At 56.6% G+C, this 25,185-nt stretch carries 24 protein-coding genes; 15 read left to right on the top strand and 9 right to left on the bottom strand.

Translation table 11 applies throughout. The features are described 5' to 3' along the window. Positions 1-10 precede the first annotated feature (10 nt). From CD58_RS16115 to CD58_RS16140, 6 genes are all read right to left on the bottom strand, one after another. A complete protein-coding gene (locus CD58_RS16115; RefSeq protein ID WP_038436651.1) occupies positions 11-295 on the bottom strand; it encodes a cyd operon YbgE family protein in 285 nt (94 codons plus the stop codon). After that, the gene (gene cydX / locus CD58_RS29325; protein ID WP_025214029.1) at positions 295-417 is read right to left on the bottom strand and encodes a cytochrome bd-I oxidase subunit CydX; all 123 of its coding nucleotides are present in this window, start codon (positions 415-417) and stop codon (positions 295-297) included. Before cydX ends, CD58_RS16115 begins: the two co-directional genes overlap by 1 nt. A 21-nt stretch (positions 418-438) precedes the next feature. Further along, positions 439-1,575: a cytochrome d ubiquinol oxidase subunit II gene (gene cydB, locus CD58_RS16125; RefSeq protein ID WP_025214030.1), complete on the bottom strand. Its 1,137-nt coding sequence runs from the start codon at positions 1,573-1,575 to the stop codon at positions 439-441. Next, positions 1,568-3,139: a cytochrome ubiquinol oxidase subunit I gene (locus tag CD58_RS16130; protein WP_025214031.1), complete on the bottom strand. Its 1,572-nt coding sequence runs from the start codon at positions 3,137-3,139 to the stop codon at positions 1,568-1,570. The genes cydB and CD58_RS16130 overlap by 8 nt, the downstream gene beginning before the upstream one ends. Beyond that, a complete protein-coding gene (gene cydP / locus CD58_RS31675; protein ID WP_025214032.1) occupies positions 3,136-3,312 on the bottom strand; it encodes a cytochrome oxidase putative small subunit CydP in 177 nt (58 codons plus the stop codon). Before cydP ends, CD58_RS16130 begins: the two co-directional genes overlap by 4 nt. Before the next feature lie 174 nt (positions 3,313-3,486). Continuing rightward, a complete protein-coding gene (locus CD58_RS16140; protein WP_025214033.1) occupies positions 3,487-4,809 on the bottom strand; it encodes a sigma-54 interaction domain-containing protein in 1,323 nt (440 codons plus the stop codon). A gap of 229 nt (positions 4,810-5,038) precedes the next feature. Between CD58_RS16140 and CD58_RS16145 the strand changes: the two genes are divergently transcribed. The 10 genes from CD58_RS16145 to yghU all read left to right on the top strand — a co-directional run bounded on the left by CD58_RS16145 (position 5,039) and on the right by yghU (position 13,034). Next, on the top strand, positions 5,039-5,917 hold the full coding sequence (locus CD58_RS16145) for an MBL fold metallo-hydrolase (protein WP_025214034.1): 879 nt from the start codon (positions 5,039-5,041) through the stop codon (positions 5,915-5,917). 37 nt (positions 5,918-5,954) lie between these two features. After that, a complete protein-coding gene (locus tag CD58_RS16150; RefSeq protein ID WP_025214035.1) occupies positions 5,955-7,625 on the top strand; it encodes a bifunctional protein tyrosine phosphatase family protein/NAD(P)/FAD-dependent oxidoreductase in 1,671 nt (556 codons plus the stop codon). 28 nt (positions 7,626-7,653) lie between these two features. Continuing rightward, positions 7,654-8,457: a sulfite exporter TauE/SafE family protein gene (locus CD58_RS16155; protein ID WP_025214036.1), complete on the top strand. Its 804-nt coding sequence runs from the start codon at positions 7,654-7,656 to the stop codon at positions 8,455-8,457. Between the two features lie 30 nt (positions 8,458-8,487). Beyond that, positions 8,488-8,922 (top strand): YeeE/YedE family protein, encoded by a 435-nt coding sequence (locus tag CD58_RS16160; protein WP_025214037.1) that lies wholly within the window; start codon positions 8,488-8,490, stop codon positions 8,920-8,922. Between the two features lie 2 nt (positions 8,923-8,924). Further along, positions 8,925-9,344 (top strand): DUF6691 family protein, encoded by a 420-nt coding sequence (locus CD58_RS16165; protein ID WP_025214038.1) that lies wholly within the window; start codon positions 8,925-8,927, stop codon positions 9,342-9,344. A gap of 13 nt (positions 9,345-9,357) precedes the next feature. After that, on the top strand, positions 9,358-9,543 hold the full coding sequence (locus CD58_RS16170) for a YgaP family membrane protein (RefSeq protein WP_025214039.1): 186 nt from the start codon (positions 9,358-9,360) through the stop codon (positions 9,541-9,543). A gap of 70 nt (positions 9,544-9,613) precedes the next feature. Beyond that, positions 9,614-10,693 carry an ArsO family NAD(P)H-dependent flavin-containing monooxygenase gene (locus tag CD58_RS16175; RefSeq protein WP_025214040.1) on the top strand — a complete coding sequence of 360 codons (1,080 nt, stop codon included), beginning with the start codon at positions 9,614-9,616 and terminating at the stop codon, positions 10,691-10,693. 27 nt (positions 10,694-10,720) lie between these two features. After that, entirely contained in the window at positions 10,721-11,758 is a 1,038-nt protein-coding gene (locus CD58_RS16180; RefSeq protein ID WP_025214041.1) for a permease, read from the top strand. Between the two features lie 21 nt (positions 11,759-11,779). After that, positions 11,780-12,016 carry a thioredoxin family protein gene (locus tag CD58_RS16185; RefSeq protein ID WP_025214042.1) on the top strand — a complete coding sequence of 79 codons (237 nt, stop codon included), beginning with the start codon at positions 11,780-11,782 and terminating at the stop codon, positions 12,014-12,016. A gap of 178 nt (positions 12,017-12,194) precedes the next feature. Further along, positions 12,195-13,034 (top strand): glutathione-dependent disulfide-bond oxidoreductase, encoded by an 840-nt coding sequence (gene yghU / locus CD58_RS16190; RefSeq protein ID WP_025214043.1) that lies wholly within the window; start codon positions 12,195-12,197, stop codon positions 13,032-13,034. Positions 13,035-13,141: 107 nt separating this feature from the next. On the opposite strand, the gene CD58_RS16195 is transcribed toward yghU, so the two are convergent. Both CD58_RS16195 and CD58_RS16200 read right to left on the bottom strand, forming a co-directional pair. Then, positions 13,142-14,068, bottom strand: a complete 927-nt coding sequence (locus CD58_RS16195) for a Gfo/Idh/MocA family protein (protein ID WP_025214044.1) — start codon at positions 14,066-14,068, stop codon at positions 13,142-13,144. A gap of 91 nt (positions 14,069-14,159) precedes the next feature. After that, positions 14,160-14,966 carry a DeoR/GlpR family DNA-binding transcription regulator gene (locus CD58_RS16200; protein ID WP_025214045.1) on the bottom strand — a complete coding sequence of 269 codons (807 nt, stop codon included), beginning with the start codon at positions 14,964-14,966 and terminating at the stop codon, positions 14,160-14,162. Between the two features lie 641 nt (positions 14,967-15,607). Here CD58_RS16200 and CD58_RS16205 point away from each other — a divergent pair. Further along, positions 15,608-16,138, top strand: coding sequence for a hypothetical protein (locus tag CD58_RS16205; protein WP_025214046.1), 531 nt, complete (start codon positions 15,608-15,610; stop codon positions 16,136-16,138). 320 nt (positions 16,139-16,458) lie between these two features. Here CD58_RS16205 and CD58_RS16210 read toward each other — a convergent pair whose 3' ends face one another. Next, positions 16,459-18,522: a hypothetical protein gene (locus CD58_RS16210; RefSeq protein ID WP_144238580.1), complete on the bottom strand. Its 2,064-nt coding sequence runs from the start codon at positions 18,520-18,522 to the stop codon at positions 16,459-16,461. Between the two features lie 498 nt (positions 18,523-19,020). Here CD58_RS16210 and CD58_RS16215 point away from each other — a divergent pair, with 498 nt between their 5' ends. From CD58_RS16215 to CD58_RS16235, 4 genes are all read left to right on the top strand, one after another. Continuing rightward, positions 19,021-21,099, top strand: coding sequence for an ATP-dependent nuclease (locus CD58_RS16215; protein WP_025214048.1), 2,079 nt, complete (start codon positions 19,021-19,023; stop codon positions 21,097-21,099). Then, positions 21,092-22,846: a UvrD-helicase domain-containing protein gene (locus CD58_RS16220; protein WP_025214049.1), complete on the top strand. Its 1,755-nt coding sequence runs from the start codon at positions 21,092-21,094 to the stop codon at positions 22,844-22,846. Before CD58_RS16215 ends, CD58_RS16220 begins: the two co-directional genes overlap by 8 nt. A 614-nt stretch (positions 22,847-23,460) precedes the next feature. Further along, positions 23,461-23,895: a hypothetical protein gene (locus CD58_RS16230; protein ID WP_025214051.1), complete on the top strand. Its 435-nt coding sequence runs from the start codon at positions 23,461-23,463 to the stop codon at positions 23,893-23,895. A 799-nt stretch (positions 23,896-24,694) separates the two neighbouring features. After that, positions 24,695-25,057, top strand: a complete 363-nt coding sequence (locus tag CD58_RS16235; protein WP_025214052.1) for a DUF6124 family protein — start codon at positions 24,695-24,697, stop codon at positions 25,055-25,057. Positions 25,058-25,185: the final 128 nt, after the last annotated feature.

Raw genomic sequence — 25,185 nt, forward strand, 5'->3', positions numbered from 1 at the left:
ATACAGCCGCTCAATGCAGGTACTTCAACCCCGCAGCAAGCACCAGTGTCCCCAGGCCTGCCCAACCGGAAAACAGCCATCGCCAGGCAATGGCTCGAGGGACAAAACCCACCCCCCTCACAAACGCCACGCTCATGGCGGCGAACAATGCGCCAGCCAACCCATGATCGACGCTCCCATCGGGGGTAACCATCATGGGAGGATAAAGCGTGCCAGCGAGCATGATGGTGACGGCAACACTCAAGCTCAACCCATGGATGCTCGAAGATGGTTGGACCTCTGACCCTTGTGCCATCACCGCGGTACCTCATCATGTTCAGACGAAGCTCGACCCGCTTCGTTCTCGCCCCACATCGCATTCAAGATCGCCAACAGTAAGGCGAAACCGACTCCCAGCATCCAGGCGAAATACCACATGTCTTTGATTCCTTTGCTGGCCTAGTAGGCTGAATGTTCGTTGGCTTTGATTTGCGCAACGGTGACCTTGCCGCGCATGACGCGATAGGCCCACGAGGTATAAATCACGATCATCGGCATGAAGATCAACGTGGCCCAAAACATGATGGCCAGGCTTAGATGACTGGAGACGCTGTCCCACACGGTAAGACTTGCGGCAGGCATTGTTGATGACGGCATGATGAAGGGAAACATGGAAACGCCCGCGGTGCTGATGACACCGATCACCGCAAGCGATGACGCAACAAATGCCGCCAGCGTGCGGCGCATCATCAACAACATGGCGGCACAGACGGCACCTGCCAAACCAAGCGCGGGCAACAGCCACAGCAAAGGATAATGGCCATAGTTCGCCATCCACGCCCCCGGTTCGCGTACCACGGATTTACTGAGGATGTCGGGTAGCCCAGCGGTATCAACGACCGAGGTAATGCGATAGCCCTCGATCCATTGCAGCCAGATCCCCGCCACAATAAACGAGCACACCAGCACGATCGCAGCGCCCACCGCGCCTTTTATGGCCCTGGACTGAATGCCACCTTCCGTACGATGGGCCAGATACGTACCGCCCTGCAGCGTAATCATGGCGCTGCTGACAATGCCGCTCAGCAGTGCGAAAGGGTTGAGCAATTGCCAAAAGCTGCCGGTGTAGGTTGACACCAGATACTCACTGAAGTGGAACGGTACGCCCTGGAGCAAGTTGCCAAACGCGATGCCGAACACCAATGGCGGTACGGCCCCACCCACGAAAAGGCCCCAATCCCAGGTGCTGCGCCAGGTCGGATTGTGAATCTTGCTGCGATAGTCAAACCCCACCGGACGAAAGAACAGCGCCCAGAGGACCAGAATCATCGCCCAGTAGAATCCGCTGAACGCAGTGGCGTACACCACTGGCCATGCGGCGAACAATGCGCCGCCGGCGGTAATGAACCAGACCTGATTCCCATCCCAATGCGGCCCCACGGTGTTAATGACAACCCGCCGCTCCATGTCATTGCGGCCAACGAATGGCAACAACGTGCCGACGCCCATGTCATGGCCGTCCATGATGGCGAAACCTATCAGCAGGACGCCGACCAGCGCCCACCAGATGATCTTGAGGGTGAAGTAGTCAAGCATGGTGAAGCTCCTTCAACTTGGCGTCGTGGACATAACGGCCTGTGCCGAGGCTGCCGGGCCCTTGGCGGGCGAACTTGACCATCAGGAACATCTCCACCAGCAGCAGCACGGTGTAGAAAACGACGAACCCCGCCAACGAGCCGTACAGGTTATTGACGCTGAGGGTCGAGACACTCATGTGGGTCGGCAGCACGCCGTAGATGGTCCAGGGCTGACGACCATACTCGGCGACGAACCAGCCCAGTTCACAGGAGAGCCACGGAGCAGGCAGCATGAGCAGCGCCCAACGGAGTAACCAGCGGCTTCGTGAGCAAGTCGATTTCAGTGTGCTCCAGAAGGCGAGCGCGAAGAGCAGCAGCATGGCAAAACCCAGGCCTACCATGATTCGAAACGCCCAGAACATGGGGGTGACACGCGGTACGGTATCGTTTACCGCCTTTTCTATAATGGCGGGTGTCGCTTGGTTGACGTCTTCGACATACCGTTTTAGCAACAAGCCGAAACCCAGATCAGCCTTGTATTCTTCAAACGCTTGAAGTGCCGCCAAGTCGCCGCGATTGGCCCTGAGCGCTTCAAGTGCATTGACCGCGGGAATACCGCGCAGGATTCGAGCCCGGTTCTTTTCCTTGATCTCGTGAATACCTGGAATTTGCTTGCTCACCGAGCGCGTTCCAATCAGGCCCATTACCCATGGCACCTCAACTTCCCAGTTATTTCTGGACTCGGCTTCGTTGATGCTGGCCACCAGCGTAAGGCCGGCTGGCGCGGGCTTGGTTTCCCACATTGCCTCCATTGCGGCCAGTTTGGTTTGCTGTGCTTCACCCACCGTGTAGCCGGACTCATCCCCGAGCACGATCACACTCAGCACTGACGCCAGGCCAAAGGCCGCCGCAACGCGAAAGCTACGTTTGGCAAACTCGACATCACGATTTTTCAGCAGATACCAACTCGAAATCGACAGCACGAACATTGAGCCGGTGACGTAACCTGCCGAAACCGTGTGGACAAACTTGGCTTGCGCCACGGGGTTGAAAACCACTGCCCAGAAATCGACCATTTCCATGCGCATGGTGATGTAGCTGAACTCCGAACCCACCGGGTTCTGCATCCACCCATTGGCAATCAGGATCCACAACGCCGACAGGTTCGTGCCAATCGCCATCAGCAGTGTGACCAGCAAATGATGCTGTTTCTTCAGGCGGTCCCAACCAAAAAAGAACAACCCGATCATGGTTGACTCAAGGAAGAACGCCATCAGCCCCTCGATGGCCAGCGGAGCACCGAAGATGTCTCCGACGTAGTGCGAGTAGTACGCCCAATTGGTTCCGAACTGAAATTCCAGGGTGATACCGGTGGTCACTCCCAGGGCGAAGTTGATGCCGAACAACTTGCCCCAGAACCGCGTCATGTCTTTCCAGATGACATTGCCGGTCATCACGTAGACGCTTTCCATGATGACCAGCAGCCACACCATGCCCACGGTGAGCGGTACAAACAGAAAGTGGTACAGCGCAGTGGCCGCGAATTGCAGCCGTGACAAATCCACCAGTTGTTCTGAGATCACTTGCTTGCCCCTTGAGCCGAGGTGGGTCCGCCGAACCTGTCGCTGATGGTGTTCGAGTCGACGCTGACGCGCGAATCCTTGATGAACAGCCACCACAGCACGGTCAACACAACCAGCTTGATCAGTACTGCTGTGAGCAGATGGCGACGTAGTCGTTTATCGGAAATAGTCATGACCCGGCTGTAGCACGGGCCATGCCAAAGGCAAGATCTGATTTTTTATTGATATAAAACAATCAGTTACTTAAACCGATAGGAGTCCTTCGTTTACCTTGGAGAGGAAAAGGCCCTGCCAGACTGCCGGCATGGCAGTCGCTGGCAGTCATTGGCAGTCGGGCTCGTTGGTGCTCAGGCCAGCCCCTGCTCTTTCAAGCGTCGGTACAACGTGCGCTCACTCACACCCAAGTATTTGGCCAGTTCACTGCGGGTCCCTTTGAAGGACGCCACTGTCTGTTCCAAGGTTCTGTTATCGGGTATTGGCGTTAATGACTGAGCCGATATCGCCGCAGTGGCCGGGGGTAGGTGCACAGCGTGAATAACGCCGTCATCGGCGAACAGACTGGCTCTTTCCAACACATTGCGCAGCTCGCGGATATTGCCCGGCCAGGAAAACCGTTGCAGTTGCTCCAGGGCCTGGGGATCGATGGTCAGCCGGCGTTTACCCGCACCGGAGCGTTGCAGGAATGAGTTCACCAGCAAACCGATGTCTTCAAGCCGGTTGCGCAAGGGAGGCAGGTGAATGGGAAAGACGCTGATACGGTAGTAAAGGTCTTGCCTGAACTCACCCTTCGCGACCATTTGCTCCAAAGGCTTGTGAGTCGCAGCCACCAATCTGAAATCCGCATGCTGGGTTTCTACGCTGCCAACACGGCGATAGGTTCCAGACTCAATCAGGCGCAGCAATTTCACCTGCATGGCCAAGGGAACGTCGCCGATTTCATCGAGAAACAACGTACCGCCCTGGGCCGTCTCTACCAGGCCCACCTTGCGCATGGTGGCGCCGGTGAACGCGCCCTTCTCATGGCCGAACAGCTCGCTCTCGAACAAGGATTCGGTCAGCCCGGAGCAATCAACTACAACAAAAGGCCCCGTGGCGCGATCACTGCCTTCATGCACGGCGCGGGCGAACAACTCCTTGCCCGTGCCGGATTCTCCCAGCAACAGTACCGGCAGCATTGATGGCGCTACCCGTTGCAGTTCCAACAGGGCCTGGTTGAAGGCCGGTGAGCGGCCCACCAGCCCTTCGTTGCTGGGCCGCGCCGACGCACTGCGCACCTGGGTGAGACGTTCCACATAAGCGGTAATGACGCCCTGCTCATTCAGGATGGGGCGCAGCTCCACGTCGACATGCTCTGGTCCGCGGGGCGTGTGGTGGATGTGCAGGACCCGATCCGGACCGCGCATCTCCCTGGCCTTTTTCATCGGGCAATTCTCACCGGCCTGGTCGCAGGGGACATCGTAGTGGTGGGAAACCTGATAGCACTTATGGCCAATGAAAGGCTTGTCGGCGCTGCCGAACTGACGCAAGTAAGCCGTGTTCGCCGCCAAGATGTTGTAGTCGGGGTCGAGGACGATCATCGGCTGCGGCTCGTGCTCGAGAAACGAAACCAGGGACTGCACCTGTTCGGGGTGCGGAAGCGGCGTTAACGACGTCTGCAGGGTGTTTGTCATCGTGGCTCCTGTGACTCCATCCCAGACTGAGGTGGCACTGCCACTATGCCAATAAATACTGCCAATGGCAGTGATTTTCCACGCGCGCGGCAGACGCTGCGCCAGAACCTGAAAATAAAACCATAAAAATCAATTAGTTAATTACAAAAATTCGGTTCATGCAGGCATGGCAGATTTATTGCTGTATCCATCCTGTGAGCGGCTCGCAGAGTCCCCAAGGAGACAAGTCATGCCCGTAAAACTGCACGTCGAAGGATTTTTCGATCCTGAAACCCACACCGTCAGCTATCTGGTTCTGGACGAATCGACCCGCCACTGCGCGTTGGTCGACAGCGTCCTGGACTACGATCCCAAATCAGGCCGTACCCAAACCACTTCCGCAGACAGGCTGATCGCCCGAGTGGCCGAACTGGATGCAAAGGTCCAATGGATTCTGGAAACCCACGTCCATGCCGATCACCTCACCGCCGCGCCGTACCTGAAAGAAAAACTCGGCGGCAAGATAGGCATCGGAAGCCGGATCGCCACCGTGCAGGAAGTCTTTGGCACGCTGTTCAATACTGGCGGCGACATGGCCCGAGACGGGAGTCAGTTCGACCATCTGTTTATCAATGACGAGCCGTTCACGCTCGGCACGTTGCAATGCCACGCCCTGCATACGCCAGGCCACACGCCCGCCTGCATGACCTATGTCATCAGCGACGGCAGGGAAACAGCCGCGTTTGTCGGCGATACACTGTTCATGCCGGACTACGGCACCGCACGCTGTGACTTCCCCGGCGGCGACGCTCGCGCACTGTTTCATTCAATCAACAAGCTCCTGAGCCTGCCGGCCAACACCCTCCTCTACACCTGCCACGATTACCAACCGGGTGGCCGCGAGGTGCAGTTCGCCAGCACCGTGGCCGAGCAACGCGCCGACAACGTTCATGTGCGTAACGGCATCAGTGAAGAAGAATTTGTCGCGATGCGCACCAAGCGCGATGCGTCGATGGACATGCCGACGCTGCTCCTGCCATCGGTGCAGGTCAACATGCGCGCCGGGCACTTTCCCGAGCCGGAGTCGAACGGTACACGCTACCTGAAGATCCCCCTCAATAGGCTCTGACGTCCCCATAAGAAAAATACTCATCACGGAGACATTCATGGACATCCGCCACCTTGCGTCCGGCTTATCGGTATCCGAGCAGATTCTTCCCAATCAACTGAGCGAACTCAAAAACAGCGGCTTTCGCGCCATCATCTGCAACCGACCGGATGGCGAAGGCAGTGATCAACCCTTGTTTGCCGAGATCAAACGCGCGGCGCAAGCGATGGGCATCGAGGCGCACTACTTACCTGCCGAGTCCGGCAAGGTTACCGACGAGCAAGGTGTTGCCTTCGGCAAGCTATTTGAATCGTTGCCAAAGCCGGTGTTGGCGTATTGCCGTTCCGGCATGCGTTCGACAACGATGTGGGCCCTGTCGCAAGCCGACCATCAACCTTTGCCGCAGATCGTCGAAACAGCCAAGAAGGCCGGCTTCGACATGAAAGGCGTCATCCGCAGGATTGCCAACAAGGGACGCACACCGGTTGAAGTGGCCGAGGCCGAACATGCCGTGGTCATTATCGGTGGCGGCGCCGCGGGCATCGCGACAGCGTCGAGCTTGTTGGCACGCGAACCAGGCCTGGACATTGCCATCATCGACCCGGCGGACGTGCACTATTACCAACCTGGCTGGACGCTGGTCGGCGGCGGAGTGTTCGAGGCGTCCCGAACGGCCCACACGATGGCTGCGACCATTCCCCGGGGCGTGCATTGGATAAAAGCGGCCGTAGCGGCTTTCGAACCGGAAAAAAACGCCGTCATTCTCGATGGATGCAGGGTTGTCCGATACCAACAGTTGGTCGTGTGCCCCGGTCTCAAGCTGGACTGGCACGCCATTGAAGGCTTATCGGAAACACTGGGGCGCAATGGCGTCACTTCAAACTATCTGTATCACCTGGCCCCCTATACCTGGCAACAAGTACAGCAACTGCGCAGTGGCCGGGCCATTTTCACGCAACCGCCCATGCCGATTAAATGTGCGGGTGCCCCTCAAAAAGCGATGTATCTCTCTGCCGACCACTGGAAGCGTCAAGGGCTGCTCAAGCATATCGAGATCGATTTCTGCAGTGCCGGCACGGTGCTGTTCGGCGTTTCTGACTACGTGCCGGCGCTGATGGAATACATCAAGGCCTATGGGATCGACCTGAGTTTCGGTAGCACGCTGACTCGCGTAGACGGGCCGGCGCAAACAGCCACTTTCAGCTGCGTTAAGTCCGATGGCAGTACTCACCTGGTGACGCACGACTTCGACCTGCTGCATGTGGTGCCACCCCAGATTGCGCCGGACTTTATCCGCATCAGCCCCCTCGCCGACGCGGCGGGCTGGGTCGACGTCGACCCCGACAGCTTGCGTCATAAAACCTGGACGAATGTTTACGCGTTGGGAGATGCCGCCAACACCAGCAATGCCAAAACCGCGGCCGCAGCGCGCAAGCAAGCGCCCGTGGTCGCCCACAACGTGCTGGCGGCAATGGGCAAGGCCAAAGGCAGCGCCCATTACGATGGCTACGGTTCCTGCCCGCTGACGGTGGAACGGGGCAAGATCGTCCTTGCTGAATTCACCTATGGCGGCAAGGTTGCCCCCAGTTTCCCGTCCTGGCTGATTGACGGCACCCGACCATCGCGGCTGGCGTGGCTGCTCAAAGAGCGGATTCTTCCACCCCTGTATTGGAAGGGCATGCTCAAGGGCCGTGAGTGGTTGGCAAAACCAGAGCTGGCAGACCTATGAAATCCACGCTGACCGCCAGGAGACCGAGATGATTGCAGTCTTGCTGCTGGGCTTGACGGTGGGCGTGATCCTGGCGCTGACCGGCGCGGGCGGAGGCATACTCGCGGTCCCGTTCCTGGTCTTTGGCGTGGGATTGAGCATGGCCGAGGCCGGGCCGATTGGTTTGCTCGCAGTGGGCTTAGCCGCCACCCTGGGCGCGGTGATGGGCCTTCGAAACGGCATCGTGCGCTATAAAGCTGCGCTTCTGACCGCCGGCGCGGGGATCGTTTGTTCCCCCCTTGGCCTTTGGTTGGCTCAACGGACACCCAACGGCCCCTTGACGATCATGTTTGCCCTTTTGCTGATGTACGTGGCATTCCGGGCCTTTCAAAAATCACTGCATTCTCGCGCCGGAGCAAAGCTACCCGGCACGCGCAAACCACCGCCCTGCGTCTTGGATGAGAACCGAGGCAAGCTGAACTGGACCGGCCCCTGTGCCTGGGCGCTCACGGCTTCAGGCGTAGTCGCAGGGGTGCTTTCCGGCTTGCTCGGAGTCGGCGGCGGTTTCGTCATGGTCCCGGCGCTCCAGCGCTACACCAATTTGAGCACGCAGTCGGTGCTCGCCACCTCTCTGACGGTGATTGCACTGGTTTCCATGTCAGGGGTTGTGGCGAGTTCGGCGGCCGGCCACTTGCAATGGGCGGTAGCCGTGCCATTTTCCATTGGCGCAATCATCGGCATGGGCGGCGGGCGCCTGATCGCGGCCCGGCTGCCGGAACCCTACCTGCAAAAAGGCTTTGCCCTTTTGTCTACGCTGGTGGCGATGGCCCTCCTGGTGAAGGCCCTGGGTTGAATATCAACGATGATGTACCGGAGAACACTCATGAATGTTGACTGGCTCAACTTCACACCTTGGTCATCCCTGGCCGGCGGCATGCTGATAGGCCTGGCTGCCAGCCTGTTCGTCGTCGCCAACGGGCGCATTGCCGGCATCAGTGGGCTGATCGGCAGTCTCCTGCAGCGTGGTAGCGAGGGCGTCGGCGAGAAAGCCCTGTTTCTGCTGGGCCTGCTGGTTGCACCGCTTTTATGGGGGCTGTTTGCCACGTTGCCGACGATTGAGTTCCACAGCGGCTGGATCGGGCTGGTCGTCGCCGGTCTGTTGGTGGGTATCGGCACCCGCTATGGCTCGGGCTGCACCAGTGGCCATGGGGTATGCGGCCTATCCCGCCTTTCACCGCGTTCAATGATCGCCACGGCATGCTTCATGTTCAGTGGTTTCGCGACGGTATTTGTCCTGCGTCATGTGATAGGGGCCTGAACATGCTCAAACTGACCGCATTCATAGCCGGCCTGTTGTTCGGCTTGGGCTTGCTCCTGGCGGGCATGGCCAACCCGACAAAAGTACTGGCCTTTCTGGATCTGACTGGCGCCTGGGACCCTTCCCTGGCCCTGGTGATGATCGGGGCGATCGGCGTTGCCATCGGCCCACTGACTTGGGCACGCCAGCAGTTCCGTTCACTGCTGGGAAGCCCTATGCAGTTACCGGTCAAGCGTGAGCTGGACCCGCGCCTGATCGGCGGTAGCCTGGTGTTCGGCATCGGCTGGGGAATAGCGGGTATCTGTCCCGGCCCCGCCGTGGCGATCCTGCTGACCGGACACTGGCAAATCCTTGTGTTCATGCTAGCCATGCTGGCTGGCATGTTGTTGTTCACGGCGCTGGAGACCCGGCGCCCCCATTGATCGGGAGATCAGCATGAATGCCAATATCGGAACCATCGACCGTAGCCTGCGCATCATCATTGGGCTTGTACTCATCGCCTTGAGCCTGACCGGCGTGATCGGCTTGTGGGGCTGGATCGGCGTGGTGCCGTTGGCCACCGGCATTTTCCGCTTCTGCCCGGCCTATCGGTTGCTGGGCATCAGAACCTGTAAGCGTTAATGAGACAGGCACTGCCCCTTCCGTCGTAGGGGCACAACGCCCCTGCAAGCACACCTCAAGGCTCACCGTCATGACTCATTCGAGCGCCGGCCAAGTAGACGTCGTCATTGTCGGCGGGGGGCAATCCGCCTTGGCGGTCGCCTACTTCCTGCGTCGCACCCCATTATCGTTTGTCATCCTCGACGCCGAGCAAGCGCCCGGGGGCGCCTGGCGACATGGCTGGAATTCGTTGCGCCTGTTTTCTCCGGCCACCTGGAGTTCGATTCCTGGCTGGATGATGCCGCCTACGCAAGAGGGCTATCCATCGCGCAACCATGTCATCGACTACCTTCAACAATACGAACAGCGCTATCGATTTCCGGTGGAGCGCCCCGTGCGGGTCACTCGCGTGGAGCGTACGCAGACGGGTTTGCGGGTGTGTTCTGACCACAGGCATTGGGATGCCAAGGTGGTGGTCAGCGCCACCGGCACGTGGAGCAACCCTTACATCCCGCACTACCCGGATGCCGAACTGTTCGCCGGGCAACAATTGCACTCGGCCCACTACGTCCAGGCGCAGCCGTTCGCGGGCAAGCGCGTGTTGGTGGTGGGAGGCGGCAATTCCGGGGCGCAGATACTGGCTGAGGTTTCCAACGTCGCACAGACCACCTGGGTGACGCCCGTCGACCCCTTGTTCTTGCCCGACGACGTGGATGGGCGCGTGTTGTTCGAGCGCGCCACCGAGCGCTGGAAAGCCCAACTGGAGGGACGCATCATCGAGCAGCCCGTGGGTGGGTTGGGTGACATCGTCATGGTCCCGCCCGTGGTCGATGCGCGGGCGCGCAACGCACTCGAATCCGTGCGGCCTTTCGAGCGCTTCACGCGAAACGGCGTGATCTGGGCCGATGGCTCCGAGTCCGCGGTGGACGTGGTGATCTGGTGCACCGGCTTCAGACCCGCCCTGCAGCACCTCGATACCCTGGGAGTGATCAACACCGAAGGCCGTGTCGAGGTCCAAGGCACCCGCTCGACGCTAGAACCCCGGCTATGGCTGGTCGGCTATGGCGAGTGGACAGGTTCGGCTTCCGCCACGTTGATCGGCGTCACCCGCACGGCCCGCAGCACGGTCAACGAAATCACCGCCGTCCTTGTCGATCAATCGGTTGCCTAGCCCGGCTACACCTCTGGAGGTGTGGACATGAACGAAATGACTGCGCGCTGGCCGCAGCGTAATCCCCGCCTTTTTTTGGCGGCGGCCGTGCTTGTCTGGTTCGGCATGTACGAGGTCCTGACTCCCGTTTCAGAGTTTCTGGTCGCCACGCTGCCTGTTGATCGTGATAGCCGCTTGGGGGATGCCTTACAGTTCTTTCTCTATGACACTCCCAAGGTGCTGATGCTGCTGACCGGCATCGTGTTTTTAATGGGCATGATCAACACCCACTTCACACCTGAACGCACCCGCGCAATATTGGCGGGGCGCAGCGCGGGCATGGCCAATGTCATGGCGGCGTCACTGGGCGTGTTCACTCCGTTCTGCTCCTGCTCTGCGGTTCCTCTGTTCATTGGGTTTGTCCAGGCAGGCGTACCGTTGGGGGTGACCTTCTCGTTTCTCATTTCCGCCCCCATGGTGAATGAAGTCGCGTTGACGCTGCTGCTGGGCTTGTTTGGCTGGAAAGTTGCGCTGCTGTACCTGAGTCTCGGTTTGTTTATCGCGGTGGTCGCAGGCTGGATCATCGGGCGTTTGAAAATGGAGGACTACCTGGAGGATTGGGTTCGTGACATGCCCAAGGTCCAGGCATCCGCTGGAGACGCGAGCATGCCGCTGCATGAGCGCATGCAAGCCGGGTTCAGCAGCGTGCGTGAAATCGTCGGGAAAGTATGGCCTTACATCCTCGCGGGCATCGCCATTGGCGCTGGAATTCATGGCTATGTGCCTGAAGACTTCATGGCCAGTTTCATGGGTAAAGAGGCGTGGTGGTCTGTCCCCGCGGCGGTCCTGATCGGCATACCCATGTACATCAATGCCGCCGGAATCATTCCCATTGTCCAGGCGCTACTCGGCAAAGGTGCAGCGCTGGGCACCGTTCTGGCCTTCATGATGAGCGTCATTGCCCTCTCCCTCCCTGAAATGGTGATTTTGCGCAAAGTGCTCAAAGTCCGCCTGATCGCCACATTCATTGGCGTCGTCGCCGTCGGCATTCTCGTCGTCGGTTATGTGTTCAATTTGGTTCTGTAGGTCCACCTGTCGAGGTTTCCCATGAAAGACATCAAGGTGCTAGGTACCGGTTGCTCCAACTGCAAATCGACGATCGCCATCATCGAGCAAGTCGCTCAAGCGAAAGGCGTCCCTGTGAAGGTGGAAAAAGTGGAGGATCTGCGTGAGATCATGAGCTATGGGGTTATATCCACACCCAGTGTTGTCGTTGATGGCAAGGTCGTTCATTCCGGAGGCATCCCAAGCCGGGATAAGGTTGAGCTGTGGCTTGGCGCATAAACTGGCTGACAGTCGGCAGCTGCTGTGAGCGGGCCTCTGGCAAGACGGGCCTCCCCGCGCTGCGCCACCCATGATAGTTTCTCTGCTTTCAGTCGCAGGTCTGACCGCCGGCCTCTCTGTTGCGCTACTCCTTGCGCGGTCGGAGTGACTCCCGCCAGTAAACAATGAGATACGACTCATGAGTAAAACGCCCTATGCTCCGCCCAGGGTCTGGAAAAACGAGGCCCCGTCCGGCGGCCATTTCGCCAGCATCAACCGCCCGATTGCCGGGCCGACCCACGAAAAGACACTGCCGATCGGCAAACATCCGTTGCAGCTCTATTCGCTGGCCACGCCCAATGGCGTGAAGGTGACCATCCTGCTGGAGGAGTTGCTGGCGCTCGGGCATGCCGGCGCGGAATACGACGCCTGGCTGATTCGCATCAACGAAGGCGACCAGTTTTCCAGCGGCTTTGTCGAGATCAATCCCAATTCAAAAATCCCGGCTTTGCAGGATCGCAGCGTAGAGCCGCCCGTCCGCGTCTTCGAGTCCGGTTCGATCCTGCTTTACCTGGCGGAAAAATTCGGCGCCTTCCTGCCCACCGACCTGGCCGGCCGCACCGAAACCCTGAACTGGCTGTTCTGGCAGATGGGTGCAGCGCCCTACCTGGGTGGCGGCTTCGGGCATTTCTACGCCTATGCGCCGGAAAAGTTCGAGTACCCCATCAACCGCTTCACCATGGAAGCCAAGCGTCAGCTGGATGTCCTGGATCGGCGCCTGGGCGAAAGCCAGTACCTGGCCGGCAACCACTACACCATTGCCGACATCGCGGTCTGGCCCTGGTACGGCCAACTGGTGCGCAACAACGTCTATTCAGCCGCCGAGTTTCTGTCTGCACACGAGTACACCCACGTGCAGCGCTGGGCGGAAGAAATCGCCCAGCGGCCTGCGGTCATCCGTGGGCAACGGGTCAATCGGACGTGGGGCGATGAGGCGAGCCAGGTGCCGGAGCGGCATCAGGCTGAAGATTTGGGCTGAACCTGCCCTGTCGCTACCGGCAGCCTAGAAACCGATTTGGCCGATTGCGCCCTAGAGTCTCCAGTCTCGAAGGCGCAATGGCCCAGGTTCCCTTGCCTGGATGGCGACTAATCGTAGAACGGTTCAACCGCCGCGCGGCTGCCGACAAAAAAGCTGTCCGCGACCAGGCGCAGCGGCTGCAAGTCCACGTCGCTGGTTTTGTCGGCAATCAGCTGTTGAAAATGGCGATACACCGCCGCGTACTCACCCTCGTGCGAAACGGCCTGGCGCACACCGTCAATGCTCAACAGTGCACCGCCGTTGTCCAGGCGCAAGACGCCTTCGCGACAGCGAATCTCGATGCTCCAGAGCTCATCATGGCCGTGGTCGAAATCAAACTCCGCGCGGACATCGAGATGGCGCGCGTCGGACATCTTGATGCTGGCGGCGATGGGCGACTGGCAGTTGCTCGGAACCCGCAGTTCCGCAGACTCGACGAACAACGGCAGCGCCAGCAGATGGGTCGCAATCGACAAGGCATTGATGCCGGGATCAAAGACGCCCAAGCCGCCGGGTTGCCAGATCCACGCCTGACCGGGGTGCCATTTGCGCACGTCTTCTTTCCAGTCGATCTTCACGCTTTCCAGGGTGCGGGTGGCCAGCCAGTCACGAGCGACTTCGATGCCGGGCGCGTAACGCGAATGCCAGGCGAACAGACCGCTGACGCCTTGCGCCTGGATCTGATCCACCAACACCATCGCCTCACCCAACGTGGCGCACGGCGGTTTTTCGACCAGCACGTGTTTGCCAGCGGCCAGCGCTTGCTGCACCAACGCGAATCGACCTTGCGGTGGCGTGCAAAACGCGATGGCGTCGACCTGCGGCCCCTTGTCGAGCAGTTCGCCCAAGGACCGGAAATTCTCTACGCCGGGGCAAGGTTGCCCTTGCGTGGCGACAGACACCAGCTGGAACGCGGGGTTGGCGAGGATAGCGGGATGGTGTTGATCCTGGGCAATCTTGCCGTAGCCCACCAGACCGAGACGAATCGGTTGCATCAATGACTCCAGTTTTTGTCTTTATGATGGGTCAGCAAACTAGACGTAAATCGCGTGGCGGACAATGGGTTGTCGAGCCTTCGCAAGTATTTCAAGCCTGCTCCTGTTCGCGCCGTTGTTCGCGGGCAGCCGTCATGACATTCGAAATCCGGCCGAAAAACGGCTTCAGGCGCTCACGGGGTGCATCGTGTTCCACCACCAGGGCGGCGACCTCTTCACACGCCGCCACTTGATAGTGAGCCACGCTGGACAGCTTTTCATTGGTCACGGCCGCCACCACCTGACCGCTCGCGGCGACCACTGCGCGCTTGAATTCTGCGTCCTCCAGACCGAACGCCGTGACGCCGTTGTCCGGGTCAATGGCGCAGGCGCCGAGAAAGCACACGTCAAAACTGAATTGGCGCAATTGCTGTACCGCCGTCAGCCCGATCGCGCCTCCCGCCACCGGGTTCAAACGGCCGCCCAACAGGATGACCTCGGCATGAGGCAGCTTCATCAACTGCACCGCAATCAATGGCGAATTGGTCGTGAGGGTCAACTGCAGTTGCGGGTCGATGGCGCAGGCGATGGCCAGGTTGGTCGAACCGGCATCGATGAACACATGCTGGCCGTTTCGCAGCAACGAAGCCGCCGCGTGCCCAAGACTGTGCTTACGCGCGGGGTCTTGCTGCACCCGAACGTCCAGCGGCCCTTCAGGGCCGGGTAACAGGATCGCGCCGCCGTAGACGCGTTTGCACAAACCTGCCGCCGCCAAGGCGCCCAGGTCGCGCCGGATCGAGTGTTCGGAGACATTGAATTCGCTGGCCAGATCAGCGGCGATCACCCGGCCGTACTGGGCCAGACGCTGGCGGATCAGTTGCTGGCGTTCGCCGGGAAACGCTTCGTTAGGTGAAGTCATGGGATTAACAACCTGCATGAACGAGCATAAATAATCACAAACGAGCAAAATATGCCGACTATTCAGCGAGGCGTCAAATCGAAGGTTGGCGAGGTTGGTGTACAGGGTTGAGATAAATCCTACGGCATAAGCGAGCCGCGCTATGCCCTCTGGCAACAAGAAAAAATCGACAAGTTCCCTGCCCAGCGAGACAAGGCCCTGATCGAGTCCGGCGTAAGGTTCACCAATGGCTACTGGCAGCGAACCTACAACCTGCAGGACGGTGACCTACAACAAGCACCGACCAGGGGCGAAAAAACCGAATTCGCCGGAGCCACACAACACTCGGCGCGATGCGCAAAGGAACTGTTTAGTTGAGGCAGCTAAAAAGCTTGGAGTAGATGCTTGGCCTGAAGAAATGGGAATTATCTGACACGGCGCATTCGACAAGTCATGAAAGGCAACATGGCCGGTTGATGACCTTCAGCATGGACAGCAATCGTGTGTTCACCGCTGGGCACCGCAGCATCGCTTGCGGGCGACACGACCACTATCTTACCGGTATCGATCACGTACCGTGCCGACACTACTGAGTAACCCTAGACCAGATAGATAGCAGTTTGATATCTTCAGGTTCTTGGAACTTTTGGAAATGGAACTTCATGAAGATTTTCTCAGCTCTGGGTATTTGCACCCTCACAGTATCGCTTGTGGGCTGTGCTGCGTTGGAAGTGAAACCCTATCAGCCCGCGCCTGATGGCGTTTCTATTGTCAAAAATCAATACGGCAGTTACAGCGTAGAGTCCATTAGGATCACGAAGGCAGGCCCGCAGGCGGGCACTGATGCACTTCAGTTCTGCTTTGCGCAGAATGTGCCTGGGATTAACGGCACCCCGTTGCTCAACCCATCCAAGACCAGAATCACTGTTCAGGGTAAGGATCAGGTAACATTCATTGTCCCAATGACGATGGGTACTCCTCTAAGTTATGTAATAGTCTTTTCCCTGACTCAAAGCCAGTCTGCTATAGGTCAAATTTACGAATTCACGAATCTAAAAATTAGAGGAACGTGGACTGCTAATGAAGCTCCCCTGCCGGGAACGAGTGAGGCAAACCAATACGTCGATAGCGCCCGCGCCAAAGCAGAAAGCATCAGCAGCGCCATCAGTAGCTGCCTTGCGGCGGAGGCATAGCTCAGCCGCTTTCTGTTCCATGCAGAACCCCGCCAAGTGTTTTTTTGTGTCTAAGCATGGCGCGGTGCGCAAACCAATGCCAAGCCACCGTCCAGATCACCGCTGCTGCTGATCGGACCGGTACGCTTGACACCAAAACCGCGGAAGGCAGCCGAATCAATGGAATCGGCAGACAGCAGTTTCTCCCCTGAGCGCCGGTGAAATGTAGTGTTCTTTACGGGTCGATTTCGATCAGTCGTGACAGACAGGAGCCGGCCATTAGCGGACGAAATAGTTGAGCGCCGGTCTACGAGTTGCAAACGTGGACCGGCGTCTCATCCTCAAATATCTAGGTTCGATAGGTAGTCTCTAGTTTTCTGGGAGTACTCTTTGGCTTGGGCATCTTGGAATGATATTCCAACTTTTGCACCAAGCTTGTTAGCGTCCAAGCAATACATTGGCCCCTCTGCCCAAATGATCTCATCATCGATCAGATTTTGAAGTAATGCTTCCCCAACCCTACCCTTGAGCATCCTGAAGTGGTCAATCTTGTCACGGAAGCGGGCGAGTTGGCCTTTGCTGTGAGAACGAAATGCCATAACCAATCGCCGGAGGGTGCGTAATCCCTCTGAGACATGAGCTGCTTCTCCCTGCCCATCTGTGATATTGAAAGAGGTCCATGGGTAAGCTTCAGAGCCGGGCCAAGAGACTCTAAAAATTGCTGTAGGTCTTACTATCGGCGCTGAAACACTGTTTCCAGCGAGTAGCTCTTGCGCCTCCAAAAGCACTACCTCCTCAGTGCTTTTTGGATCGGTTTTCACAACGACTTGATCGCAGGTGAGAAATAGTTGTTGGCATTGCACGATAGCTGGAGAAATAAGTTCCAGCTGACCTCCGAGGCCCAACTGAACGTTAGTGTGTTCACAATCTATTGATACACCAGATACTTTCCGCCCCAGAGTAATCAATCCCTCCGCAGGGGAATTCAATACGTAGGAGTTCGACCGCCCACTATCTCTTTCAACTATTATTTCGCTCGCCAATGTATCATCTGCATTTTCACTTATATACAGTCGCACCTTATCCCCAGTGGTAGCTTTTGAAACTACAGAATCAAACAGGAAGCCTAAATGCTCCGCAGGTGCGTTGCTCTGCCCATCATCGAAAGCCAGGTAGAAATCAAATAGGAATGGATTTGCAGTGTGCTTTGCTGAAGAGATATATTTTTCTGCACTTTCTCTTACATTTTTAAGCTCGCTCTTAAGAGCTGCGGCAATGATAGCAGCTTCAAAAACGGAACTGGAGGCACCTTTGCCATCTCCGTTTAAAAAAGGATGCTGAGGCAGTAAGTTCTTAACTGCATGCTCGTAAACCGCTACATGTTTTTGTGCCACGACATCGGGAACAGGTGGTGCAGGCAAATTAAGCATCTTGCAAGCCAGCCGATGTAACTGCTCTTCCGGCGTATAAAGATCTTCAGGAAAGTCCGGATGGGCATTCTTAAGCTGAATTGTTAGCTTACCCGCTTCTCGGCTCAAAATCTCACTAGCAAGACTAGTGAGAACCTCGCCCTCAAGCACTCTCCGCATGTCCTCATTGATTCGAGCAGGATTTTGTTCGGCCGCGATCACCTTTGCCACCGCGTCCAGTACGGGCGCATAGCCAACAAAACGATCTGCATCAGCCTGAGACAACCTACTTATCCCGGATATTACCTCTGTAACTGCCTCATCATAAACTTTTGCATGATTGGCCAGAGAAGAAGATAAATGCGGATACTCCAATAAATCATTTTGAGTCATGTGCGAAAGAGCAACGAGCCTTGCCATTACGAACTTCTTCGCTTGCTCTGTATCAAAAAATTCAATGTCAAAAATAGGAGCTGCGACCCCCGAGTTTTCATTTATTAGTAGCCACGCTTCTTCTATTATCCCAACTCGACCAAGCAAAACAATCGGCGCGCTACCTTTTGTTGCAACCTTTGCTACGTCGGCAAGAAAATCTTCGAATCCAGATTGGGTCACTCGCAATCTAGCTTCATCGAGAGCGTCTATTACAATGGTTGTAGTACCCTCTGACCACGCGGCGAGAAGATCTGTATATACTAGCCCGCCTATTAGATAATTCCCTGCAACAGTGGACGCCTCTGCCAAGTCGAGATAGACAGCACCAGTTAAAGCGCATATTTCCTTTGCGTGTGTTGATTTACCTACCGCACCTGGTGCCGCAATCAGCCAAACACTCTGGCTTAAATCTGAAAAACCGGACCGCGGAACAACATTTGCAGGAACGAATGACTTCATTGGTGTCAGATCGCCATACCAACCGGGGAGATCCAACGAGTTTTGCCGTTTTATTACGCCGGCTAAATGAGTTGACCAAAATTCACTGAACGAATATTCCATTTCCTTCCCCACGTATGATGTCAAATTGACAGTCGGCTGCAGCTCGCAGAGAACATTATCAGTTTTACGAACTTATGCCAGCGTTATGCCATTACCTACATCGAAGGTCGTACACCACCTCAAACGCACTCTGTTTGGGCTGGTAGACGGGCCTGAGCGACTGCTATTGGCTATTGTGTTGAAAAAGTCGCTCCTTCCAGGCTGCGCACGTACTGACTGCTGAAAATTCCTTTTCTTGCGCGCATCTACGCGAAATCTGAACCCGGAACCCTCTGCTCAAAGCGAAGATTTCAAGCTCAGACGCGTACTTTTCTGCCGTGGAAACCATGGTCGACTTTTTCAACAGAATCGGCCGAAAGCAGTCGGTCGCGGCTGACCACTATCGAGCCAAACCTATCGGTCGCGGACAGCGAGTGCTTGGGGGAGAATTGTCCCGGCATTGACTAATCCAATTCAGCATCTACAGTGATGGCCATACGATTTCACGGTAGGGACATCATGCAGATCGAGCGCGTTGAGATTCAAAATTTCAGACTGCTTCAGAACGTCGACCTTGGCCTAGAAGACGGCACGACGCTGATCGTAGGACGCAACAACTGCGGCAAAACCTCCATCGCTGAGGTGTTCCGCCGGCTCCTTTCAGACCGGACTCCCTCATTCAGGCTTGAGGATTTCTCCCTGGGAAGTCACGAAGAGTTTTGGACGGCATTCAATGCGTTTCACGGCGGAGTAGCTCGCTCCGACGTTGCTGCCATGCTTCCCGTTGTAAGGGTCACATTGGACATTTCCTATGACGTAGGTGCTCCAGACTTGGGGCCGCTGAGCGAATGCATAGTAGACCTAGATCCAGATTGTTCTTGTGCGCGCATCGTCTTGACGTATGGACCGCGTGCGACAGGCCTTGAGTCGCTTTTCGCGGAAATGAATGTCCCCGACGCTGAGCAGGAGGATCAACGTCCTAGCTTCTTCAGCCTGATCAAAAAACGTTTGGCGGCGGCCTACGAGCCCCGTCTGGAAGCGATTGACCCCAACGATCCTACGAACCGAAAGGACCTCGACCTAAAATCACTCACTACGTTGATCCGCGGCGGATTCATCAATGCGCAACGGGGCCTAGATGACGACACACACCGAGAGCGCGATGTTCTTGGGAAGGTGGTGGAGGTGCTGTTCCAATCGGCATTGACTGACCCCACAGATCCCGAGAAACGGACCACAGCCGAACAGCTCCATGGAGCGGTGGAGAAAATTCAAAAGGAATTGCATGACGGTTTCAACGCGGGACTGACTTCGCTGCTCCCTACGTTCGAGCTTTTCGGCTACCCAGGGTTAGATGACCCAGGCCTCACCACGGTGACGACCTTCGATGTCGAGCGCCTGCTTAAAGACCACACGCAGGTTAGATACCGGGGTGTAAACGGCCTAACCCTCCCGGAAAGCTACAATGGACTCGGCGTCCGCAACCTGGTGTACATACTTCTGCAATTATTGAAATTCTTCAGGGAGTTCCAAGCTACACCGGCAGCAGCAAGCGTACACCTCATCTTCATTGAAGAGCCTGAAGCTCATTTGCATCCGCAAATGCAGGAGGTCTTCATCCGACAATTACATCTCATCAAGGACGCGTTCGAGCAGCAACTGAATGACAGCCGTCCTTGGCCAGTGCAGTTTGTAATTTCCACCCACTCTCCACACATGGCCAACGAAGCGCGCTTCGAGACCATGCGTTACTTTCTCTCGGTGACCAACGAAAACGGGATCCGGCAGTCCAAGATCAAAGACCTGAGGCAGGGTATGCGCGGGGCTCCCGCACCGGACAGAGATTTTCTATATCAGTACCTGACGCTCACCCGCTGCGACCTATTCTTTGCAGACAAAGCCATCTTGATCGAGGGGACATCAGAGCGCTTGCTGCTGCCAACCATGATCGCCAAAACTGACGCGGCGGCGGTCGGTGAGCCTCAGCTGGCAAGTCAGTATTTGACGGTTATGGAAGTTGGCGGCGCGTATGCACACCGGTTCCATGACCTGCTTACTTTCTTGGAACTGCGTACGCTGATCGTGACTGACATTGATTCCGTTAAGCCGAACGCAGATAGAAAACGAAAAGCCTGTCCTGTTGCTGAGGGGCTGTACACGAGCAATGCCTGCCTCAAAGACTGGTTTGAGGCCGAAGTCACTCCTGCCCAACTACTGGCGAAAACACCAGCAGAGAAGACCAGAGGGTTAACGCGTCTCGCCTACCAAATTCCGGAAGGGGTTGAACCAGGGCCCTCAGGCAGAAGCTTTGAGGACGCATTTATCCTGGCGAACCTTAATCGATTCGAGCTGGGCCAGGGTGATGTTGCATCCCTAGCTTACGAGCATGCAGCAGACCAGAAAAAGTCAGCCTTCGCATTGAACTACGCGATCGATGATACGAACTGGAGCGTACCTAAATACATTGCTGAGGGATTACGTTGGCTTGCAGTTGGGGCGTCGGTCGTCGATGCCCAAATGGCTGCTCGGGCCATGGCCGCAGTGGTTGAAGCTGCTGGCGAGGCAGTGGCCGCTGAAGGGGAGCAAGGCGATGCCTAACAATCACGAAAGCCCCGCGGACAGAGCCGGGCGGGAAGCGTTGGAACGTATGTTCGCCTGTTTGGAAGAAGGTCAAAGCTTTCGCCTGGAAGCAGGTGCTGGAGCTGGTAAGACGTACTCACTGGAGAAGGCTCTGAGCCGATTGATTGAGCACAGAGGTCAGGCATTGATCCGGGAGCGTCAGCAAGTCGCGTGTATCACTTACACCAATGTGGCAAAAGACGAGATCATCTCTCGGTTCCAGGCGCACCCTGCGATCCGAGCCGAGACCGTGCATGGTTTCTGTTGGTCATTGCTCAGAGATTTTCAAACATCACTGAGAGAATTCCTTGGTGCTGAATCTTTTTGGCGAGAGCGCCTTGAAACGGTTGGTGGCGTAGGCAATAGGCGAATCCATTACGAAATGGGTATTCCACGCGTATCCGAGGACGAGGTCTCGATTCGGCATGAAGATGTCCTGACCTTGATGGTTCAGGCGCTTCCGTCTCCGAAGTTCAGGGCCGTATTGACCTCCCGATATCCCATCCTCTTTGTCGACGAATATCAGGATACGGATGAACACTTTGTCGGAGCACTGAAATCGTGGTTTCTAGATCGCGGTGAGGGGCCGATGATTGGTTTATTTGGTGACCATTGGCAAAAGATTTACGATGACGGCTGCGGCCTGGTAGAGCATGAGGCACTCCAGCCAATCGAAAAAAATGCGAATTTTCGCTCAGCATCGCGGATTGTCGATGTGTTGAATCAGATGCGACCAGGTTTGCATCAGGAGGTAAGAGATCCGGAATTGATCGGTGAAGCCCGGGTGTTCCATACCAATCGCTGGCCTGGAACAAGGCGCACAGGAATCGGGGGTGGGCACTGGACTGGCGACACTAGTCCTGAAGCAGCTCGTGCTTACTTCGAATGCTTGAAAGCTCAGCTTAACGTCGAAGGATGGGACCTCTCTCCCCAGAAGACCAAGATTCTGATTTTGAACCATAAGGGTATTGCTCGTGAGCAGGGGTACTCCTCGATCCCTCCAATTTTTGGACAGTTCAACGATCCGTGGCTGAAGAAGGAAGATCCGCACATCAAGTATCTCGCAGATCAGCTTGAGCCAGCATGTGTCGCATATCAACAGCGTAGATACGGCGCCATGTTTGGGCACCTGGCGAGTGATCGGCCAACGATTCGAAGGCACAGCGACAAAGTCGCTTGGACTGAGGCAATGGATACGCTCCTCGAACTGAGATTGACCGGTACCATCGGCGAGGTGATTGACCACATCATAGCCGTACCGCAGATGCAACTCCCCAATGCGGTGCTACGAAATGAGCAAGGGTTACATGCCGCCGGTGTTGAACCAGGTGAGGACGAGCCACGCAGGATTACTCAGCTTCGAAAGCTAAGGGAAGTTCCTTACTCGGAGCTGATAGCGCTAGACCAATTCATTGATGGGCATACGCCGTTCGCGACAAAACACGGGGTAAAGGGAGCCGAATTCGAAAACGTGATCGTTGTGCTGGGCCGCGGCTGGAACCAATATAATTTTGCTGAAATGCTCGAGTGGTTTCAGCTGGGGCCACCGGCGAACAGGCGTGAAAAATTCGAAAGCAATCGGAATCTCTTCTACGTTGCGTGCTCTCGTCCCAAGGTCCGTTTGGCTCTGCTTTTCACTCAACTGCTGAGCCAGGCAGCGATAGCTCAGATCACCGCGTGGTTCGGCGCTGAGCATGTATTTGAGTTGCCTGCTGACCCTGGGTGAGAATTTTCGTGCTGCTCTCATTGTGAAGGTTAGTCGGTGCATGTCACATCCGACTAGCCGCCATCCCGTCCTCGTAATCATTCAGAGCCCCTGCTCAACGATTGGTCCAAGGTACAACAGTAAAGCGAAATTTCGCAGTGCTGCGCGTCCTGATGGCCGCTCATGCCCGATTGCTCCCTTTTGGCAAAGACAGCTTAGGGTCGATAACGGCCCTTGACGAAAAAACTATCGGCCGCACCACGGCCCATGCAGCGAAGGCAGTAACTGCAAAGGGTTGGCTTGCTTCCACTCAGGCGTGCCTGGTTCCCTTGACCTTTACACCAACGATCCAGGCTCCATGAGCAATCACGAAGAATTCCCACAGCAGTGGGGCGACCACCTCCACGCTGAAGCTCCGATTACCGCACAAGAGTGCGTACCGCCTAAGACCTCTAGCACACTGCGGCTTGAGGACATATACCCCGAGCCATTCGAGCAGCTGTGCAGGTGGCTGCTTTAGAAAGAACACACGCTCACGGGCTGTCAGCGCCTGGGTAATAAAGGAAAGGTTTCCCAGCACGGCATCGACTTATTCGCATTGATCGTCTGAGCAAGGACCGTTTATTGGTATTCGAATGCAAGTGTTGGAAGATTTCACCGGCCGCGACCTGACCACTGCGGTGGACCGTTTCCTAGCTGGCAGGTGGGCAGAATCCGCAGGACGCTTCACACTAATCCTGGCGCAAAACACCATTAGATCTCTTGATGAACCTTGGGTTGAAGCCCAGCGCAAATTATCGGCGCGTGGAATCGAGGCAGATTTATGGACTGCGGAACACCTAACGGAAAAGCTCAAGAATGCCCCTGACGTGCTCACCCGTTTTTTGTCCGGGCCGCATGTCGATCAGTTCTGCAATCAGTGGATGCAACGAGTGGGATTCCAAGAGACATTGCTAAAAGCGATTAAGGATCCAAGAGCAGAAGTTTCAGCGTTGGCACATGAGTTTCTGGACAGCGCTGGTACTTGGATCCCTCTCATGAAGAAACAGGTCGCTCCGCCCGATGTTTGATGCGCTGTACGCCGGGCCCCTAGACTTCTGGCAATGCCCAGTTCTCCAGTCTACTCCGGCTACAGCGGCCATCTTTTTAGCGCCCCGGCTACTTATGGTGGCTGTGCGAGGGTTCAACTGACCGCATCGAACTGCGACCTCTTTGCTGGTGACCCCGTACAGCTGCCTCCCTCTGCAAAGCATCAAAGCCCAATGAGTGACGTTGAAGGCGGCAGCCAGACGCCCACATGGAAAACCCGACCTCCCGCCCCCCCACAGAACGCACCGTCGTTGCGAGCGCGTTCTCGGCTAATCCCTGAAACCTTCCACTGTCGTGTTGTCTGCGGCGTGATTTCGTTTAAGCATTTAAGCGCACACAACTCCGCGCAAAGCACTGTGTTTGCAGTAATACAAACCCAAGATAACAACGAAGATACGTCGCCCCGTTTAATTGTCGTAAACACACCGGCGCGGACACGTTTAAATACATTCGTAATTACACCCTAAAGGCTACGAAACCTTGCACCCTTACTTACGTGTGCGTCAGAATCCGCTGGCTTGTGCGCTTTGCCCCCGGCCTCTATCGTTTACCTGCCACTGCCCATCAGTGGTCGGGTTTAGTAGCCCATCAGGTTTGGTAAGGTGCTTGAGCACCGTTCAGTCAGGTCCTTTCTGTTCCTGCACTAAATGGTGGTTGTGCGCAGGGCGTCCTCGGGCGCGCCGGGTTTTGCCAATTCCTACCGGTCTACTAACCTGCGTACAGCCGCCACCCTTCTTTTAGTAGAGAACGGTTGCAGCTCCTATGTAGGAATTGTCAATTATGTTCAAAGTAACTCCGAACCCCCCGGATATCGATCCGGTACTCTACGGCGACTCTCTCGACCCTAAAAAGCTGAAAGAGGCGGCAGACCGCGCGCTCAGCTTCTACCTCAATCCCGGGGCAACGAAAACGCAGATACTGCCCCGCAAGCCCAGCACGATCTTCACCATCGACGCAGCGGTGGATGACGAAACGTTGCTGGTCGAGGCATGCGAATCCCTGGCATCCGCCAGCGTGATGGTCAGCGATCTGGCCGACTTAACGGACGGCCCACGACGCCAAACCATGCTGGTGCTGCAACGGGTCATCATGTTGGGTGAGTTAGCGGTCAATCGAGTACTGGACAACCACAAGCCTGGGTAGTCGCCAGGCGGATAGCGAGGGCGCTTGCGCCCTCGCTATTTAGCACATTCAAAGGTCCTCTGTTGACCGCTGCTCTCCATTCGATTCAGGTGGCAGGCGCGACTTCCTGACATGCCCCCTCCTCGGCC

This window comes from Pseudomonas brassicacearum (genome assembly GCF_000585995.1).
Classification (GTDB): Bacteria; Pseudomonadota; Gammaproteobacteria; order Pseudomonadales; family Pseudomonadaceae; genus Aquipseudomonas; species Aquipseudomonas brassicacearum_A.

Coding starts and splice junctions, on each gene's coding strand:
- CD58_RS16115 (WP_038436651.1), bottom strand. CDS start 295: ATGGCACAAGGGTCAGAGGTCCAACCATCTTCGAGCATCCATGGGTTG.
- cydX (WP_025214029.1), bottom strand. CDS start 417: ATGTGGTATTTCGCCTGGATGCTGGGAGTCGGTTTCGCCTTACTGTTG.
- cydB (WP_025214030.1), bottom strand. CDS start 1,575: ATGCTTGACTACTTCACCCTCAAGATCATCTGGTGGGCGCTGGTCGGC.
- cydP (WP_025214032.1), bottom strand. CDS start 3,312: ATGACTATTTCCGATAAACGACTACGTCGCCATCTGCTCACAGCAGTA.
- CD58_RS16140 (WP_025214033.1), bottom strand. CDS start 4,809: ATGACAAACACCCTGCAGACGTCGTTAACGCCGCTTCCGCACCCCGAA.
- CD58_RS16145 (WP_025214034.1), top strand. CDS start 5,039: ATGCCCGTAAAACTGCACGTCGAAGGATTTTTCGATCCTGAAACCCAC.
- CD58_RS16150 (WP_025214035.1), top strand. CDS start 5,955: ATGGACATCCGCCACCTTGCGTCCGGCTTATCGGTATCCGAGCAGATT.
- CD58_RS16155 (WP_025214036.1), top strand. CDS start 7,654: ATGATTGCAGTCTTGCTGCTGGGCTTGACGGTGGGCGTGATCCTGGCG.
- CD58_RS16160 (WP_025214037.1), top strand. CDS start 8,488: ATGAATGTTGACTGGCTCAACTTCACACCTTGGTCATCCCTGGCCGGC.
- CD58_RS16165 (WP_025214038.1), top strand. CDS start 8,925: ATGCTCAAACTGACCGCATTCATAGCCGGCCTGTTGTTCGGCTTGGGC.
- CD58_RS16170 (WP_025214039.1), top strand. CDS start 9,358: ATGAATGCCAATATCGGAACCATCGACCGTAGCCTGCGCATCATCATT.
- CD58_RS16175 (WP_025214040.1), top strand. CDS start 9,614: ATGACTCATTCGAGCGCCGGCCAAGTAGACGTCGTCATTGTCGGCGGG.
- CD58_RS16180 (WP_025214041.1), top strand. CDS start 10,721: ATGAACGAAATGACTGCGCGCTGGCCGCAGCGTAATCCCCGCCTTTTT.
- CD58_RS16185 (WP_025214042.1), top strand. CDS start 11,780: ATGAAAGACATCAAGGTGCTAGGTACCGGTTGCTCCAACTGCAAATCG.
- yghU (WP_025214043.1), top strand. CDS start 12,195: ATGAGTAAAACGCCCTATGCTCCGCCCAGGGTCTGGAAAAACGAGGCC.
- CD58_RS16195 (WP_025214044.1), bottom strand. CDS start 14,068: ATGCAACCGATTCGTCTCGGTCTGGTGGGCTACGGCAAGATTGCCCAG.
- CD58_RS16200 (WP_025214045.1), bottom strand. CDS start 14,966: ATGACTTCACCTAACGAAGCGTTTCCCGGCGAACGCCAGCAACTGATC.
- CD58_RS16205 (WP_025214046.1), top strand. CDS start 15,608: ATGAAGATTTTCTCAGCTCTGGGTATTTGCACCCTCACAGTATCGCTT.
- CD58_RS16210 (WP_144238580.1), bottom strand. CDS start 18,522: ATGGAATATTCGTTCAGTGAATTTTGGTCAACTCATTTAGCCGGCGTA.
- CD58_RS16215 (WP_025214048.1), top strand. CDS start 19,021: ATGCAGATCGAGCGCGTTGAGATTCAAAATTTCAGACTGCTTCAGAAC.
- CD58_RS16220 (WP_025214049.1), top strand. CDS start 21,092: ATGCCTAACAATCACGAAAGCCCCGCGGACAGAGCCGGGCGGGAAGCG.
- CD58_RS16230 (WP_025214051.1), top strand. CDS start 23,461: ATGCAAGTGTTGGAAGATTTCACCGGCCGCGACCTGACCACTGCGGTG.
- CD58_RS16235 (WP_025214052.1), top strand. CDS start 24,695: ATGTTCAAAGTAACTCCGAACCCCCCGGATATCGATCCGGTACTCTAC.